Origin of the sequence: Salibacterium qingdaonense, assembly GCF_900114715.1 — a bacterium.
Lineage (GTDB): Bacteria > Bacillota > Bacilli > Bacillales > Marinococcaceae > Salibacterium > Salibacterium qingdaonense.
Window position 1 is genome coordinate 1 of the sequence record NZ_FOTY01000002.1, and the last position, 14,273, is coordinate 14,273.

Genomic DNA, 14,273 nt, shown 5'->3' on the forward strand with positions numbered 1-14,273 from the left:
CCTGCAGGGTTTCTATACGTGCGCGTTCAAATGTGCTAAGGTGTTGATAGCTCATGACAGCACCTCCGTGATTTGTTTGTGTGGTAACTAACATTTTACACGAAGCTGTCATGAGCTGCTTTTTTGGGGAGGGCTCTCCTTTCCCACCCTTATGGTTAAGCCGTTCAAAACGATCTATCGTCGCTTTGAACGCCGCTTCCAAGGGTGGGAAGCAGATAAGCCGTCAAGACCTTTCGCGGCATATCCTCGTTTCACTCCGGTATTCCACGATATCTTGACGCCTCCCCCAAAACTTAAAGAGTGTTGCACTTGATATTACAATCTGTCTTAACTAAAAAAGATCACCCCACCACAGATCAGGCTGTTGGCGGGGCTGTATCAAAAGACCGTTTACAGTCAAAAGAATCGATGAACAAGGAGGGATGCGCTGCAGGCGGACATTCTTTCCGTTCATTCCTTCCGTTTCCCTGTTTTAAAAGGATGTGTGGACTTCTGTTCCGCTATTTTTCTTTTTGTTTTAGGAAAGCAGGAGTTCTTTCAACTTCTCCGGATTGACGGTCACATCCTGCAGGGTGTAACGGTCCAGAACCTGTAGGTAGGCGTAGAGTGCTTCATGGAGAATGCTCTGCAGCCGGCAGCTGCCGGTGAGAACACACATGCTGTTTTCCGGATCAAAACATTCCACCAGATCGAGGTTATCCTCCGTCCGTCTTACCACCCAGCCGATATTAATATCTTCGGGGCTCTTAGCAAGGCGGATCCCCCCGTTTCTTCCTTTCACTGTTTCAATCAGTCCCAGTTTGGATAGTTCATGTCCCACCTTTGTCAGATGGTTATATGATATGTGGTAGGCATTAGAAATCTGCTTAATGCTTGATAGTTTCGGGTGGTCGACAGCTGCAAGGTAAATCAGCATACGCAGGGAATAATCGGTATATGACGTCAATTGCATGATAAACTCTCCAATGTCTCATCTTGTTATTGCTACAATCGTACCACATTTTCGCAGAATCGCCACATCATCTGCTTGTTGTCTGTGCTACAATTAAATATGTATTATATATGCATATTTAAAGGAGGAGAACAAAGATGTCTTCAAATCAGACCTTACTTAAAGAGAGCACCATAGAAACCGTAAAGGCAACGGCTCCTGTACTGAGGGAAAGAGGAGCAGAAATTACCAACCACTTTTATAAAAGAATGTTTGAACAGCATCCGGAACTTCTTCATATTTTCAACCAGACAAACCAGGAAAGCAAAAGGCAGCCGGAAGCACTGGCAGGAACGGTCCTTGCTGCGGCAGAAAATATTGATCAACTGGAAACAATACTTCCGGTGGTCCGGGAAATTGCCCATAAACATCGGAGTCTGCAGGTGAAGCCTGAGCATTATCCAATTGTTGGAGAGAATCTTCTGGCTGCCATGAGGGAAGTATTGGGAGAAGCAGCAACGGATGACATCATTGCAGCGTGGGGGGAAGCTTACAATGTGATCGCCGATGTGTTTATTTCGGTGGAGCAGGAGATGTATCAGGAGGCAGCTGCTCAGACAGGCGGATGGGATGGTTTTCGTACCTTTACCGTGTCACAGAAAGTCAAGGAAAGCGACGTCATTACGTCCTTCTATTTAAAGCCGGTGGATGGCGGAACGCTGCCGTCATTTTATCCAGGACAGTATGTTACCGTCAAAGCTGACATTCCCGGTGAAAAATACCTGCATCTGCGGCAGTATTCCATGTCGGATGCACCGGGGCAGAATCATCTTCGTATCAGCGTAAAGCGTGAAGACGGAACAGATACGCTGCCTGATGGAAAAGTATCGACCTTTTTGCATCGACAGGTAGAAAAGGGAGATACGATGGAGCTGACGGCTCCTGCTGGTGATTTCCAGCTTCAGGATGGAGAGCGGCCGGTTGTTCTCATCAGCGGCGGCGTTGGTCTGACTCCGTTAATGAGCATGTTCCGCACGCTTGTTTCTGAAACGTCCCGGCCTGTCACTTTTATTCAGACAGCACGATCCCGCTCTATACATGCTATGCATGCGCACACCTCAAAAGCAGCGGAGGAACATGACCACGTATCGTACCATGTCTGCTATGATACGTGGACAGAGGAAGATCATGGCGATGTTTATGTACAAAAAGAAGGACATCTCGACGCGCAGTGGCTTCGTTCCATTGTCCCGGACGAAGAGGCGGATTATTATTTCTGCGGTCCCATTCCGTTTTTACAGGCGGTGAACAAAATGCTGAAAGAAGAACTTAACATTCCTGCTGAGCGCAGACATTTTGAATTCTTTGGTCCTGCTGCCGACCTGGACGGGTGATAGATAAGAAAACGCCAGTTTCCCGGGGTTTTTATCGTATCCGGAAAAGAAAAAACCGGTCCGCTTTCCACGGCGGCCCGGTTTTTCTGCATTATTTTTTCAGCAAAAGAGGTTGGGTTTACGTGTTTTCTTCAAACCGTTTCAGGTCATTTTTGTGGCCGATGACGATAAGAATATCATTCGCCTGTATCTCGTCTTCCGCCCGCGGGGAAATATTGAACTGTTTTCCGCGTTTAAGCCCGAGAATGGTGACGCCGAATTTAGCCCGGATATCCAGATCAATGAGAGATTTCTGGTTCATAAACGAAGGTGCCGCAATTTCTGCAATCGAGAAATCATCGGAGAGTTCGATATAGTCGATTACTTTGTCCGATACCAGGTGCTGGGCAATCCGGTTTCCCATGTCATGTTCGGGGTGGATGATTTTATCTGCGCCGATTTTATCGAGTACTTTATGATGATAATAGTTCTGGGCTTTCACCCAAACGGATTCAATACCCATTTCTTTTAACAGCAGTGTACATAGAATGCTTGCCTGGATGTTGTCTCCGATGGCAACGATGACATGGTCAAAGTTTGTAATGCCGAGGCTGCGCAGGGATTTTTCGTCGGCGCCGTCGGCCACGGAGCTGTAGGTGGAATCGTTGACCATCTCATTCACTTTTGTTTCATTAATGTCGACCGCCAGTACTTCGTGACCGAGCTTATGCAGCTCTGTGCTCACACTGACGCCGAATCGTCCCAATCCGATAATGGCAAATTGTTTTTTCACGGTTCCTGTCTCCTCCTCCGTCTGCCTGTATTATTTCACGGGCAGAGTAACGAACGCGATGCAGCAAAGATAATTGTAATGTACTCTTTGCGTCCGTCGTTTGTCAATCGTAGATAAAACGAAATATTCTTCCAGTGATTTCAGCTCACTCATGGAGGATAGAGTCTGAATGAAGCGGGGAACGTTTCGAAAAATAAACATCCATACAACGTCGGGCCTGTCGTTTTAAATTGGCGTTCAGGTAGCTGCTGGTTCCTTCGTAGCCCCGGCAGACGTAGGAGTAGCGTGAAAATATCCCGTCATTTTGCTCAAACTGAACCCTCATTCGGTGTTTTTGCATATACGCTTTGATGGTGCGCATATCCTGATGAAGCAGCTGCAGCGCCTCCTGTATGACGCCGAGATACGGATCTTTTACTTTGAATGCTCCATGTACGAACAATTCTCTGTCCTTTTCGAGCACTTTTTTGACAAGAGGAAGCAGAATATAGTAGTGAACCGTAATATGCTCTTCTTCTTTGATCTGCATGACAGCCCTCCTGATAAGAACGTTTGTTTGTGTTTATTATACCGAATGTACGTTCCTTTATACAAGTGTTTCTTTTTGGTTAGAGTGGACAAACATTCCGGTTTGGGAAAAAGATTTTTTTTATGAACCGGGCATTTGATTCTTTTAAAGGAGCAGGGGGATGCGTTATACTATAAGAAAGCGCATACAAAAACGTTTGAGGAATAACACATGTGGGTATGTTACCAGTAAGCACATAAAATAACACAGAGTCAGACGTAATGTATGTGGAAAAAACAGGAACAGCAGTCGACCAGCCGGCTTAAAATCGGTGGAAAAGATAGGGGGTTCCGCGAAAATGTTACATCCTACGCATGAACAGCATTTCATGAAGAAAGTAAAATCCGATAAACATGGAAAAAGACCGTCAAGACAGGTTCTCCAGTCTTTGTATGCACAGATGATGATGGAACACGCCGTGTATCATTTTAATGAAGAACGTCTGCGCCGCTTGATTGATGAAGCACTGGATGCCGGGGATCCGGAACTGTTTCAGGAACTGACATCACACTACAATGCGTTAATTGGCGAATATAGAGAGGGAAAAGTCATTTCCGAACAGGGATATGAACTGGAACTCGATTTTAAAACGAAGTAAACAGTACAGTAAAGGGAATCTGGGACAAAAGTAAAATAGGTGGAGGACAACACGAATGTCTTGCATCGTTGCTCAACAGTCGAATGGTAGCGGAGCCAAAATGCTTCGACTCCTGCGGGAACAGCACGAGTCTCGGGGACCCCGCAGGAAGCGGTTTTCTTCCGAGGAGGCTTGAGCCGTGCCCGCGGCAAAGAAGACACGGTGAGCCCCAGCGAACCGATGTCGCCCTTGTACTCTGGAGTGAAAGCGAAGCATTTTGGCGCAGCGGTTTGTCTCAGCAACGAAAAATGCCGAACGATTTTTTAAAATCGTTCGGCATTTTTCTATCTTATACAGGTTTTGTCCCAGACTCTTTTTTTGGTATACAGGAAAACACTATGTTTCCGCCCGGCAGCCAAGGCGTGCGGACGTCCTTTTACCGGTATGTAGTGTTCAAATCCGCTCTTCCATTCTGAAAAAGCACAGGGGATTCAGACACAGGGTCCCGCGCATCCAAAAATGTAATATACTGTAACATGTAAGAACGGAAAGACCTTTCGCGCTGGATGTTCTCTTTTTCCGGCTTGTCTCATAAAATAATTGAAGCTGGAAAAAAGGAGAGTCTGTCATGTCCTCCGTACTATGGAAAAATATATGGCTGCTGATGGGAGCGGCACTGCTCGGAGAGTGTCTGGAATTTACCATTAATATTGTGCTGGCACGGGAGCTTGGGGAGACAGGGTTGGGGCTTTATATGTCGATCCTTCCGGTTATTATGTTTCTTGCGGTCATTGCCGGTCTGGAGCTTCCTGCCTCTCTTTCTAAAGCAACGGCGGAAAAAGATCCAATGTATCACCGCAGTATACTGCAGCACACGTTTTACTTTGCATCAGGATTCACTATTGTCTGCCTGGCTGTTGGTACACTCATTTTTCCGCTGCTTCCAGTTTTCAATGATTACCACCCGCTGCTTTCCTACCTTCTTTTGCTGCTTGTTCCCATCACTTCTTTTTCCTCTGTGGCCAGAGGGTATTTTATGGGCGCGAAGTACATGGGGAAGATTGCAGCAGCTAATGTATTACAACGGGTCACGCAGCTTGTGCTTCTTGTTATCGTATTCCGTTTTTTTCATGTTGAAACAGAGGCCGCGATTCTGCTCAGTCTGGTTACGCTGATTGCATCAGAGCTTGCGGTATGTATGTACTTGCTGCCGGCCTGTTTTCGCAGCATCAGACAGATGAAACAAAAGCCTCGGAAGCCGATTGAAAAAAGATCGGTTCTGCGTCTTTTACTGTCGGTGTCCCTGCCGGCTACGGGGCTTCGAATTTTTCACGCAGCTTCATTTGCGGTGAAACCTTTTTTGATAAAAGCAGCGCTGGTGCAGGCAGGAGTGGGGGTAGAAATGGCTGTCGTTCAATACGGGAAGCTGGCCGGGGTGGCATTTACAATCGGCTTTTTTCCCGCGTTTATCGCCCATTCGCTGCTTCTTGTTCTTATCCCAGCCGTATCTGAAGCGTATGCCAAAAAAGAAATTCATCAACTGGAAACGATGCTCCGCCGGATGGCTGGTTTTACGCTTATTTACGCAGTGCCGGCAGTGTGTCTGTTTTTCTTCTTTGCGGACGAATTGACAGCTCTTTTCTTTGAAGAGTCTCCCGCATCAGTTTATCTACAGCTCCTGACCCCTTATTTTTTCTTTCATTTTTTCGTTATTCCGATGCAGGCGTTTCTTATCGGGCTTGGGCTCGTGACAGATGCGTTTGTTCATTCAGTCTGGTCAACTTCTGTATCCTTTCTTCTTATGTATGTTCTTGGATCCATGCCTGAGCTTCGGATGGACGGCATTATTCTCGGGATGAACACGGGGGTTGTTCTGTTGGCAGGACTTCATGCAGCAACCATTCGGCACCGCCTGCAGGAGCCGATCGGCTGGAAGCTTCGGGAAATCTAAAAAATATCCGTACCGTGCATGGCGTTTCCCGGCAGAAATCGTTATACTGGTGAATAGTAGAATGACATGTAAACAGGGGGCATACCGGTGATCTTATCAGATCAGACGATAAAGCAGATGATAGAACAGGAGACATTGCAGATTGACCCGGTGGATGATCATCAGATTCAGCCGGCTTCCGTGGACATCCGTTTAGGAACCCACTTTCTTAAAATAGATGAAAATGCGATAGAGGCGATTGCTCTTGATGAACCAGCACGTTATGTAGAATTCGAAAGCGAGGAAGTCATTATCCCGCCTCATTCGTTTCTGCTCGCGACAACAAAAGAATACATCCGCCTGCCGCATCACGTCACAGCGTTTGTGGAAGGCCGGAGTTCCATCGGGCGGATGGGGCTTTTTATTCAGAATGCCGGCTGGGTGGATCCAGGCTTCGAAGGCGAAATCACACTTGAATTGTATAATGCCAACCGGCTTCCCATACGGCTGAAAGCACAGCGCCGGATTGCCCAGCTCGTTTTTGCATTTATGGATCAGAAAGCTTCATCCCCTTATGACGGGAAGTACCAGGGACAAAAGAAAGCGGTCGGAAGTCAGGTTTATTTAGATAAAGACTCCGACTGATCTGGTCTTCACCGGAAAGGGGTTTTCTGTGCGCGGAAATCTCACTTCACGCTTAAAAAAATACAATTCCTTCATAATTTTCTTCATATGTCCGAAATAAAGAGTAGGACGAACCTGCTGTTTTCAGCAGAGAGGAGTAAAGAATGAGAAAGAAGGCTTTGTTTATTACGGGTTTTTATTTTGCAGCAGGACTGTTATGGATTGTGATGAGCGATCGTCTGCTGCCTGGGGAAACCGCCCTGCAGACACTCAAAGGGTGTCTGTTTGTCGGAGCTGCTGCTATGCTTCTTTACTTCGTACTGCAAAACCGGCTGGCAGCCAATCAGAGGCACCGCGAAGATAAAGAAAAAGCAGACCTTATGTATGAAGCGGTGTTTGACAACGTCACGGATTTTCTGTTTATTGCGCACCTGCCGGAAAAAAACGCCCCGCTTCGTTTCCATAAATGGAACAAACGGGCGTCGGAATGGCTCGGTGAAAAGGGAGTACGCCCCTATTTGACTTTTCAGGAACTTTCCAGCAGAACCTGGGAAAAGGAAGCACTTCTGCAGCAGCACCGAATACTGGATAATAAACAGCTGACCTTTGACTGGGAGATTACAGACGATTCAGCCCGGGAACTGCCGGTAAGAGTGAAAACCACCAAAACAGGGTTTTCAGACAGCCAGGTCATTATTGCAGCCTTCAAAGATGTGAGTGCCTATCAGGAAGCAGTACATAATATCTATGAGTTATCTTATTATGATAGAGCAACACAACTGCCGAATAAAGATTTCTTTGTAAGACACCTTCAGGAAATGGACACAAGACAGAACCGGATGGTCATAGCCATTTCTTTTCACCATTTCCGCCGTATCAGTGAAACAATGGGGGTGGACACAGAGCACAGGGCAGCAGCTGCAACAGCCGCAAAGCTCCAATCTGTCATTGGGGAGCAGGAAGCACTCGCCCGTAAGAACAATCATGAATTTCTGATGCTTCTTCTTCCGGAGAAAAACAGTACAGAGCAGATTGTACATGCGTTGGACCGCGCCTTTGAAAAGCCGGTAAAAATAAACGGCCGGGAGATTTTTGTATCCTTTACAGCTGGTATTACGCAGGATGAAGATGGAAGCAGGAAAGCAGATCTTCTGCTTCAGCAGGCTGATATTGCTTATTCCCACGCGGAGCGGAGCAATCAGCGGTACGGGGTTTACCGGCCTGGTATCGAACAGGAAGCCCGAAAAAAATACGAGTTAGAAAATGATTTATATTTTGCAGTGGAGCGCGGGGAACTGTTCGTCATGTACCAGCCGTTTGTTTACGGTAATAAGAGTGAAATCAAAGGAATGGAAGCGCTTCTTAGATGGAGGCATCCGGTCCACGGAATGATTCCTCCGTCCACGTTCATCCCGATGGCTGAAGAGAACGGATTGATTCATCAACTGGGATGGTGGGTGCTGAAGGAAGTATGCAGAGAAGCTGGTCCTGTACTGAAGCGTCACCGAAACTGGACAGCAGCTGTGAATCTTTCCAGCAGGCAGCTCGAGCATTCAGGCTTTATCAAAAAGCTCCCTGACCTTGTCCACGCTTATGAAATTGCGCCGCATCAGCTGGAACTTGAAATCACCGAGCGTACGATGATGCAGCCGGACCGGATGCTGCCTGTGCTAAAGCGTCTGAAAGAATACGGGTTCCGCCTGAGTCTTGATGATTTCGGGACAGGATACAGTTCATTGAGCCAGTTAAAAGAACTTCCGGTCGACACATTGAAAATCGACCGGTCTTTCATCGAAGACATGAATGAAAAACAGAAGAACGCTGCGATTGTCAAAACGATTATCCACGCGGCCGGAAATCTGAATATGAAAGTGGTAGCCGAAGGAATCGAAAAAGCAGAGCAGGCACAGGAACTGCTGGCGATGGATTGTTTTTACTTCCAGGGGTACTATTTTTCCGTGCCGAAAACGATACAGGAGTTTTCGTGGAGCAGGGAAGCGTAATTTTCAAGCGGTCCGGAGCTTTAATAAGCCGGACCGTTGTTTTTATGTGTGCAGAGGCACACAAAAAGCCGGGGTTGCGTGAAAATGTTATAATGGGTTCGTTACAAAACACAGAATGGTACCCGGTACCGGGATTAGATAGAAAGAGGGATGGAAATTGAGTTTTGCAGAGGAAAAGGCGGTAGTCGTATTCAGCGGCGGCCAGGACAGTACGACCTGCCTGTTCTGGGCGCTTGAAAGGTTTCAGGAAGTAACAGCTGTTACATTCGATTACGGTCAGCGGCATGACAACGAAATACAAACGGCCAGGGACATTGCGGCTGATCTTGATGTGGAACATCACGTGCTCGACATGAGCTTGTTGAATCAGCTTGCTCCGAATGCCCTGACGCGGGATGACATGGAAGTGAAAGAAGGGGAGGAAGGAGAACTTCCGTCGACGTTTGTGGAAGGACGGAACCTGCTGTTTTTCTCCTTTGCTTCGATCCTTGCTTCGCAAAAAGGCGCAAAACATGTCGTGACCGGCGTATGTGAAACAGACTACAGCGGTTATCCGGACTGCCGCGACGTATTTGTGAAATCATTGAACGTGACGCTGAACCTGGCAGTGGGCAAAGAGTTTGTTCTTCACACTCCGCTTATGTGGCTTGATAAAAAAGAAACGTGGGAACTTGCTGATAACCTTGGCAGGTTGACGTATGTGAAAGAGAACACATTGACATGCTACCACGGCATCCGCGGCAGCGGCTGCGGGGAGTGTCCGGCCTGTAAGCTGCGTCAGGCCGGCTATGAGCAGTATATACAGGAAAAGGAACGGGAACTCGGATGATTCACCAATTTTATCCACAGGTGCCGCACACCTACCGCTATGAACTGAATAAGGATATGCAGCTTGCCGCTGCGCATTTTATTCCGGCAGCAGCTGCCGGGAAATGCGCGAATATACACGGGCATACGTACGTGATTAACGTGACGATAGCGGGAGACGAGCTGGATGATACCGGATTTTTAGTTGATTTTAAAATGATAAAAGAACTTGTTCATGACCGCTTTGATCATTCGCTTTTCAATGACGATGATGCTTTTGCTGATACGCCTGACAGTGATTCAGAAACGTTTCCAACGACGGAGGTCGTCGCGCGTACCATCTGGCAGAGCATCCAGAAAGAACTGGATACACGCTTCAATCAGCCCCGCTGTCTCCAGGTTATTGTCCGGGAAACGCCGACAAGTTATGTTGTGTACCGGGCAAAGGAAGGAGATTTCACGTCATGAAGAAGGTTCCTGTACTTGAAATATTCGGTCCGACGATTCAGGGGGAAGGGATGGTCATCGGCCGGAAAACGATGTTTCTGCGCACCGGCGGTTGTGATTACCGCTGCTCCTGGTGTGATTCGGCGTTCACATGGGACGGCTCGCAGAAACCGGATCTTCTGGAGGCTTCTGATATTGTGGAACGGCTGGAAATGGAAGGAGGATCCTTTTTCAATCACGTTACCATTTCCGGCGGCAACCCGGCCCTCCACGAAGGTCTTGGTGAAGTGAACCGCCTGCTGCAGGAGAAAGGCATTCAAACAGCAGTGGAAACCCAGGGGAGTTTCTGGCAGGAATGGATGACAGAAATTGATGATGTGACGATTTCTCCTAAACCTCCCAGTTCCGGCATGAAGACAAACTGGGAGCAGCTGGATGCGTATATCAGACGCCTGAAAGACCGGGATACAAAAAAGGTGAGCCTGAAAGTTGTTATATTTGATGACACCGATCTTTCCTATGCAGCTGATGTTCATGAGAGGTACCCGGAAGTAGAGATGTTTCTGCAGACGGGAAATGACGAATTAAGTACAGCCGATGATCAGTGGCTGCTCTCTCATCTTTTGACCCGATATGAGTGGCTGGTGGAGCAGGTACTGCATGCCAACCGGCTGAATGATGTAAAAGTACTGCCGCAGCTGCACACACTGCTGTGGGGAAATAAACAGGGGGTATAATCCATGCCGGAACGAAACGATATCGAGAACCTTTCCCATCTGGGGCAGGAAGAGACGTCCTATACGTTTCATTATGATCCTTCGCTCCTTGAAACATTTGAAAACGGTCATCCAAACCGGGATTACTTCGTTAAATTCAACTGCCCGGAATTTACAACACTTTGTCCGAAAACAGGACAGCCTGATTTTGCTGCGCTGTATATCAGTTATATACCTGATGTACACATGGTGGAGAGTAAGTCATTGAAGCTGTACTTGTTCAGTTTCCGCAACCACGGCGGATTTCATGAAGATGCCATCAACACGATTGTTAATGATCTTGTCGATCTGATGAATCCTCGCTATCTTGAAGTGCTCGGGAGATTCACTCCGCGCGGAGGAATCTCCATTGATCCGTATGCCAATTACGGGCGCGCCGGCACAAAATATGAACAAATGGCAGAGACGAGACTGCTGTATCACGACATGTATCCCGAAAACATTAATAACCGTTAAATGGATCTGGCAGCAATACGATTAATAAATAGTCAAAAAGAGACTGGGACAAAACCTGTATAAGATAGAAAAATGCCGAACGATTTTAAAAAATCGTTCGGCATTTTTCGTTGCTGAGACAAACCGCTGCGCCAAAATGCTTCGCTTTCCGCGGGCACGGCTCAAGCCTCCTCGGAAGAAAATCGCTTCCTGCGGGGTCTTGAGACTCGTGCTGTTCCCGCAGGAGTCGAAGCATTTTGGCTCCGCTGCCATTAGACTGTTGATCAACGATGCAAGACATTCGTGTTGTTCTCCATCTATTTTACTTTTGTCCCAGACCCTTTTTTGTGTCTAAAACAAACAGCTGCAAACACCTGGATCCGCCTGGAATCCGGGTGTTGTTTATGGTTATGATTCTTTGTCGGCATCGGCAGCGGCCTGCTTTGCTTCTTTTTTCAGAGCATTTAAATCTTCGGTCCATTGTTTGTACCGCCCTCTGCCGAATTCATACGTTTTTTCCCTGCGGCCGCGGTAAGCAGCATTTACTTTGGAAGGAACATTGACTGTCCATTCCCACAGCCCGGCCATTTGTCTGCGTGTTGTTTTTCCATTCTGGGGAGCCGTCAGAAGCGCAGCGGTAAAAGCGGAAAAAAAACCTGCGGCAGCACTAATCCACCGTACCTGTTTACTCATGATGTTTCGTTGCCTTCTTTAAATCCTTTGAGTGCCTTGCGCTTTTGAAACAGATAGTAGACAAGAGCAGCACCGCCATACAGCCCGCCTAAATCCCGGTTATCCGCTTTTTCTTTGGCTTCGTCCGTATTTTTCTTCATGGAATCTGTCATATCGACAAGAGAAGAGGATAACTTTCTTGAAGCTTCACCGGCATCCCCGAGAATATAGAATAACGGATTCAATGTGCGCATTTTTTCATTTAAATCAAGGAGCGTCTCATTACTGTTATGAATGACCACACCGGTTTCTTTCATTACGTCATCAAGCTGATCCGGGAGTTTTTCAACTGTTTTATTTACTCCTCCGAGCACGTTGGTAAGATTGTGAAGCGTGCGTGCAAGGAAGATGACGAGTACGGCAAATGCAATAGCAATAATAAGTACACTAATTCCTACTAAATCCAACATAATCCCTCCTAATGTATCTTTTTCCTATTCTATCATGAAACGCACAGTCTATGTTTATGATTCCCTTTGATTTGCAACAATATCCAGCATATTTCTGATGTATTCACCAACAACCGGTATTCCCGCCAGCTGGGTAAGAAGAAAAAACAATAAAGCAAGAAAAAGGGCGGTGCCAAGTGTTAACCCGACGCCGCGTGAGACACCGGCAATCAGATTCGTTTTAATAACCTCCGATGTTTTCGTATAATGATAGGCTAAATCTTTCATCCGTGAGTTTGTTGTTATTTCTTCCAGTTTACTCACCAGCATCTCCATTTTTTTCATTTCATCCCGTTCCGGCGGCTCCCTGCGTTTTTCAAGTTTTCTGTTTTTTGTCTCCTGTTCTTCAGACATACTCATCCCCCTTCATACATTCGACAAATTCCAATCTTCACATACCCCTTTTCTGCTGTACGTAAACGAAAAAAAACTCCGGAAAAATCCGGAGAAAAACACTTTAGGATGTTATTTCGCTGAAAATCCGGTTGCAGGCTGCGGCGGAATCCATATCTTTTTCAGTAATGCCGCCCTGATCGTGCGTGGAATACCGGATGGTAATGGTTGTATGGTCAATCGTAACATGAGGGTGATGCTGTACTTCTTCGGCGTATTCCGCTACTTTGTTGACAAATGAAATACCTGTCAGAAATTCTTCAAAAGAAAAGGTCCGTTCAATGGTCTTCGCATCAGAACGTTTCCAACCGTCCAGTTCATTGAGTCTGCGTTCGATGGCTTCATTGTCGAGTGTACTCATGGAACACCTCCTTCATTATATTCACAGCAAAACTCTTCCCTGAAACAAACTGTCTTAAACCTCAAAGGTGCATACTAAACCATGCGTAGGAAATAAAAGAACAGGGAACCTTTTATGTATAGAAGGAAAGGAGAGAAACATTCAGTTATGCAACATGGATTTGCAGAAAATGAATACGGACGTCTGACGGAAGTGCTGATGTGCAGTCCCGAGCAGATGAAAATCGTGGAAGTTATCAATGACACTCAGAAAAGATATAAAATGAAGAACATTAATCAGGAAAAGGCGGCAGCCCAGCATCAGGAACTAAGAACCGTCCTTGAAAATCACGGGGTACGTGTGCATCTGCTCCACCCAAAAGAAAATATGCCGGAACAGGTATTTACAAGGGATCTTGGATTTACATCAAGCAAAGGAATTCTTATCGGAAACATGAAGGAAAAAATAAGAGAGCCGGAAACAGCAAGTGTGAAACAATGGCTGGATGCAAATAGCTGGAGTTATAAAGAAATGGAAAAAGGAGCCATGGAAGGGGGGGATATTATTGTTGATGACCCCCTGCTCTTTGCTGGAGAAAGCAGCCGGACGACCCCGGACGCGCTGGATGAACTCGAAAGCTGGTTTCCGGAGAAAAAACTGGTCCGCATTCCACTGAAAAAGCATTATCTGCATCTGGACTGTGTATTTAATATCCTTTCTCCAGGCACGGCTGTCATTTATGAACCGGCATTGACCGATGAGGCGCTGCGTCATATCAGAATGCATTACCGGACGATTTCCATAGGGAAGGACGAACAGTTCCACCTGGCTGCAAATGTGCTTGGAATCGGTGCTCACACTGTTATCGCCCTCCCGAAGAATAAAAGGGTGAACGATCACTTGAAACAATGGGGATTTCACGTTATCGAAGTCGACCTTTCAGAAATTATAAAGTCCGGGGGCGCATTTCGCTGCGTAACATTCCCTCTCAAGAGGATGACCGAGATATGAGAATGTTCTATATGGTTAAAGAGATAACGGCAGACGGCTCTAAGGTGTACAATGAACACGTATCGGTAAAATGTGCATCTTACC

General features: G+C 46.7%; 17 protein-coding genes. 10 read left to right on the forward strand and 7 right to left on the reverse strand.

The window, feature by feature from the left end:
- Window positions 1-517 precede the first annotated feature (517 nt).
- The gene (locus BM058_RS01570) at window positions 518-952 is read right to left on the reverse strand and encodes an Rrf2 family transcriptional regulator (RefSeq protein ID WP_090925288.1); all 435 of its coding nucleotides are present in this window, start codon (window positions 950-952) and stop codon (window positions 518-520) included.
- A 137-nt stretch (window positions 953-1,089) separates the two neighbouring features.
- On the opposite strand from BM058_RS01570, the gene hmpA reads away from it, so the two are divergent.
- Complete coding sequence (hmpA, locus tag BM058_RS01575) at window positions 1,090-2,325, forward strand: NO-inducible flavohemoprotein (protein ID WP_090925289.1); 1,236 nt, start codon at window positions 1,090-1,092, stop codon at window positions 2,323-2,325.
- A 118-nt stretch (window positions 2,326-2,443) separates the two neighbouring features.
- Here the strand turns inward: hmpA and BM058_RS01580 are convergent, their stop codons facing one another.
- Both BM058_RS01580 and BM058_RS01585 read right to left on the reverse strand, forming a co-directional pair.
- On the reverse strand, window positions 2,444-3,097 hold the full coding sequence (locus tag BM058_RS01580) for a potassium channel family protein (RefSeq protein ID WP_090925290.1): 654 nt from the start codon (window positions 3,095-3,097) through the stop codon (window positions 2,444-2,446).
- Between the two features lie 145 nt (window positions 3,098-3,242).
- Window positions 3,243-3,626 carry a hypothetical protein gene (locus BM058_RS01585; RefSeq protein ID WP_090925291.1) on the reverse strand — a complete coding sequence of 128 codons (384 nt, stop codon included), beginning with the start codon at window positions 3,624-3,626 and terminating at the stop codon, window positions 3,243-3,245.
- A gap of 337 nt (window positions 3,627-3,963) precedes the next feature.
- On the opposite strand from BM058_RS01585, the gene BM058_RS01590 reads away from it, so the two are divergent.
- From BM058_RS01590 to queF, 8 genes are all read left to right on the forward strand, one after another.
- On the forward strand, window positions 3,964-4,263 hold the full coding sequence (locus BM058_RS01590; RefSeq protein WP_245736781.1) for an IDEAL domain-containing protein: 300 nt from the start codon (window positions 3,964-3,966) through the stop codon (window positions 4,261-4,263).
- Between the two features lie 607 nt (window positions 4,264-4,870).
- Window positions 4,871-6,193, forward strand: a complete 1,323-nt coding sequence (locus tag BM058_RS01600; RefSeq protein WP_090925293.1) for an oligosaccharide flippase family protein — start codon at window positions 4,871-4,873, stop codon at window positions 6,191-6,193.
- Between the two features lie 87 nt (window positions 6,194-6,280).
- Complete coding sequence (dcd, locus tag BM058_RS01605) at window positions 6,281-6,817, forward strand: dCTP deaminase (protein WP_090925294.1); 537 nt, start codon at window positions 6,281-6,283, stop codon at window positions 6,815-6,817.
- A gap of 143 nt (window positions 6,818-6,960) precedes the next feature.
- Window positions 6,961-8,799 (forward strand): putative bifunctional diguanylate cyclase/phosphodiesterase, encoded by a 1,839-nt coding sequence (locus BM058_RS01610; RefSeq protein WP_090925295.1) that lies wholly within the window; start codon window positions 6,961-6,963, stop codon window positions 8,797-8,799.
- Between the two features lie 157 nt (window positions 8,800-8,956).
- Window positions 8,957-9,628, forward strand: a complete 672-nt coding sequence (gene queC, locus BM058_RS01615) for a 7-cyano-7-deazaguanine synthase QueC (protein WP_090925296.1) — start codon at window positions 8,957-8,959, stop codon at window positions 9,626-9,628.
- Window positions 9,625-10,074, forward strand: coding sequence for a 6-carboxytetrahydropterin synthase QueD (gene queD, locus BM058_RS01620; protein ID WP_090925297.1), 450 nt, complete (start codon window positions 9,625-9,627; stop codon window positions 10,072-10,074). The genes queC and queD overlap by 4 nt, the downstream gene beginning before the upstream one ends.
- On the forward strand, window positions 10,071-10,790 hold the full coding sequence (gene queE / locus BM058_RS01625) for a 7-carboxy-7-deazaguanine synthase QueE (RefSeq protein ID WP_090925298.1): 720 nt from the start codon (window positions 10,071-10,073) through the stop codon (window positions 10,788-10,790). Before queD ends, queE begins: the two co-directional genes overlap by 4 nt.
- A gap of 3 nt (window positions 10,791-10,793) precedes the next feature.
- Window positions 10,794-11,285 (forward strand): preQ(1) synthase, encoded by a 492-nt coding sequence (gene queF / locus BM058_RS01630; protein WP_090925299.1) that lies wholly within the window; start codon window positions 10,794-10,796, stop codon window positions 11,283-11,285.
- Window positions 11,286-11,672: 387 nt separating this feature from the next.
- Here queF and BM058_RS01635 read toward each other — a convergent pair whose 3' ends face one another.
- From BM058_RS01635 to BM058_RS01650, 4 genes are all read right to left on the reverse strand, one after another.
- Window positions 11,673-11,957: a YtxH domain-containing protein gene (locus BM058_RS01635; RefSeq protein ID WP_090925300.1), complete on the reverse strand. Its 285-nt coding sequence runs from the start codon at window positions 11,955-11,957 to the stop codon at window positions 11,673-11,675.
- Window positions 11,954-12,406: a DUF948 domain-containing protein gene (locus BM058_RS01640; protein ID WP_322787866.1), complete on the reverse strand. Its 453-nt coding sequence runs from the start codon at window positions 12,404-12,406 to the stop codon at window positions 11,954-11,956. Before BM058_RS01640 ends, BM058_RS01635 begins: the two co-directional genes overlap by 4 nt.
- Window positions 12,407-12,460: 54 nt before the next feature.
- On the reverse strand, window positions 12,461-12,799 hold the full coding sequence (locus BM058_RS01645) for a DUF5665 domain-containing protein (protein ID WP_245736782.1): 339 nt from the start codon (window positions 12,797-12,799) through the stop codon (window positions 12,461-12,463).
- A gap of 103 nt (window positions 12,800-12,902) precedes the next feature.
- Complete coding sequence (locus tag BM058_RS01650; protein ID WP_090925303.1) at window positions 12,903-13,199, reverse strand: 4a-hydroxytetrahydrobiopterin dehydratase; 297 nt, start codon at window positions 13,197-13,199, stop codon at window positions 12,903-12,905.
- Between the two features lie 147 nt (window positions 13,200-13,346).
- Here BM058_RS01650 and BM058_RS01655 point away from each other — a divergent pair, with 147 nt between their 5' ends.
- The gene (locus BM058_RS01655) at window positions 13,347-14,189 is read left to right on the forward strand and encodes a dimethylarginine dimethylaminohydrolase family protein (protein WP_177195381.1); all 843 of its coding nucleotides are present in this window, start codon (window positions 13,347-13,349) and stop codon (window positions 14,187-14,189) included.
- Window positions 14,190-14,273 lie beyond the last annotated feature (84 nt).

Bases quoted from the DNA above. Each gene is read 5' to 3' on its own strand.
- queD (WP_090925297.1), top strand. From the start codon at position 9,625: ATGATTCACCAATTTTATCCACAGGTGCCGCACACCTACCGCTATGAA.
- BM058_RS01590 (WP_245736781.1), top strand. From the start codon at position 3,964: ATGTTACATCCTACGCATGAACAGCATTTCATGAAGAAAGTAAAATCC.
- BM058_RS01645 (WP_245736782.1), bottom strand. From the start codon at position 12,799: ATGTCTGAAGAACAGGAGACAAAAAACAGAAAACTTGAAAAACGCAGG.
- BM058_RS01655 (WP_177195381.1), top strand. From the start codon at position 13,347: ATGCAACATGGATTTGCAGAAAATGAATACGGACGTCTGACGGAAGTG.
- BM058_RS01635 (WP_090925300.1), bottom strand. From the start codon at position 11,957: ATGAGTAAACAGGTACGGTGGATTAGTGCTGCCGCAGGTTTTTTTTCC.
- BM058_RS01610 (WP_090925295.1), top strand. From the start codon at position 6,961: ATGAGAAAGAAGGCTTTGTTTATTACGGGTTTTTATTTTGCAGCAGGA.
- hmpA (WP_090925289.1), top strand. From the start codon at position 1,090: ATGTCTTCAAATCAGACCTTACTTAAAGAGAGCACCATAGAAACCGTA.
- BM058_RS01640 (WP_322787866.1), bottom strand. From the start codon at position 12,406: ATGTTGGATTTAGTAGGAATTAGTGTACTTATTATTGCTATTGCATTT.
- BM058_RS01585 (WP_090925291.1), bottom strand. From the start codon at position 3,626: ATGCAGATCAAAGAAGAAGAGCATATTACGGTTCACTACTATATTCTG.
- queE (WP_090925298.1), top strand. From the start codon at position 10,071: ATGAAGAAGGTTCCTGTACTTGAAATATTCGGTCCGACGATTCAGGGG.
- BM058_RS01600 (WP_090925293.1), top strand. From the start codon at position 4,871: ATGTCCTCCGTACTATGGAAAAATATATGGCTGCTGATGGGAGCGGCA.
- queF (WP_090925299.1), top strand. From the start codon at position 10,794: ATGCCGGAACGAAACGATATCGAGAACCTTTCCCATCTGGGGCAGGAA.
- BM058_RS01570 (WP_090925288.1), bottom strand. From the start codon at position 952: ATGCAATTGACGTCATATACCGATTATTCCCTGCGTATGCTGATTTAC.
- BM058_RS01650 (WP_090925303.1), bottom strand. From the start codon at position 13,199: ATGAGTACACTCGACAATGAAGCCATCGAACGCAGACTCAATGAACTG.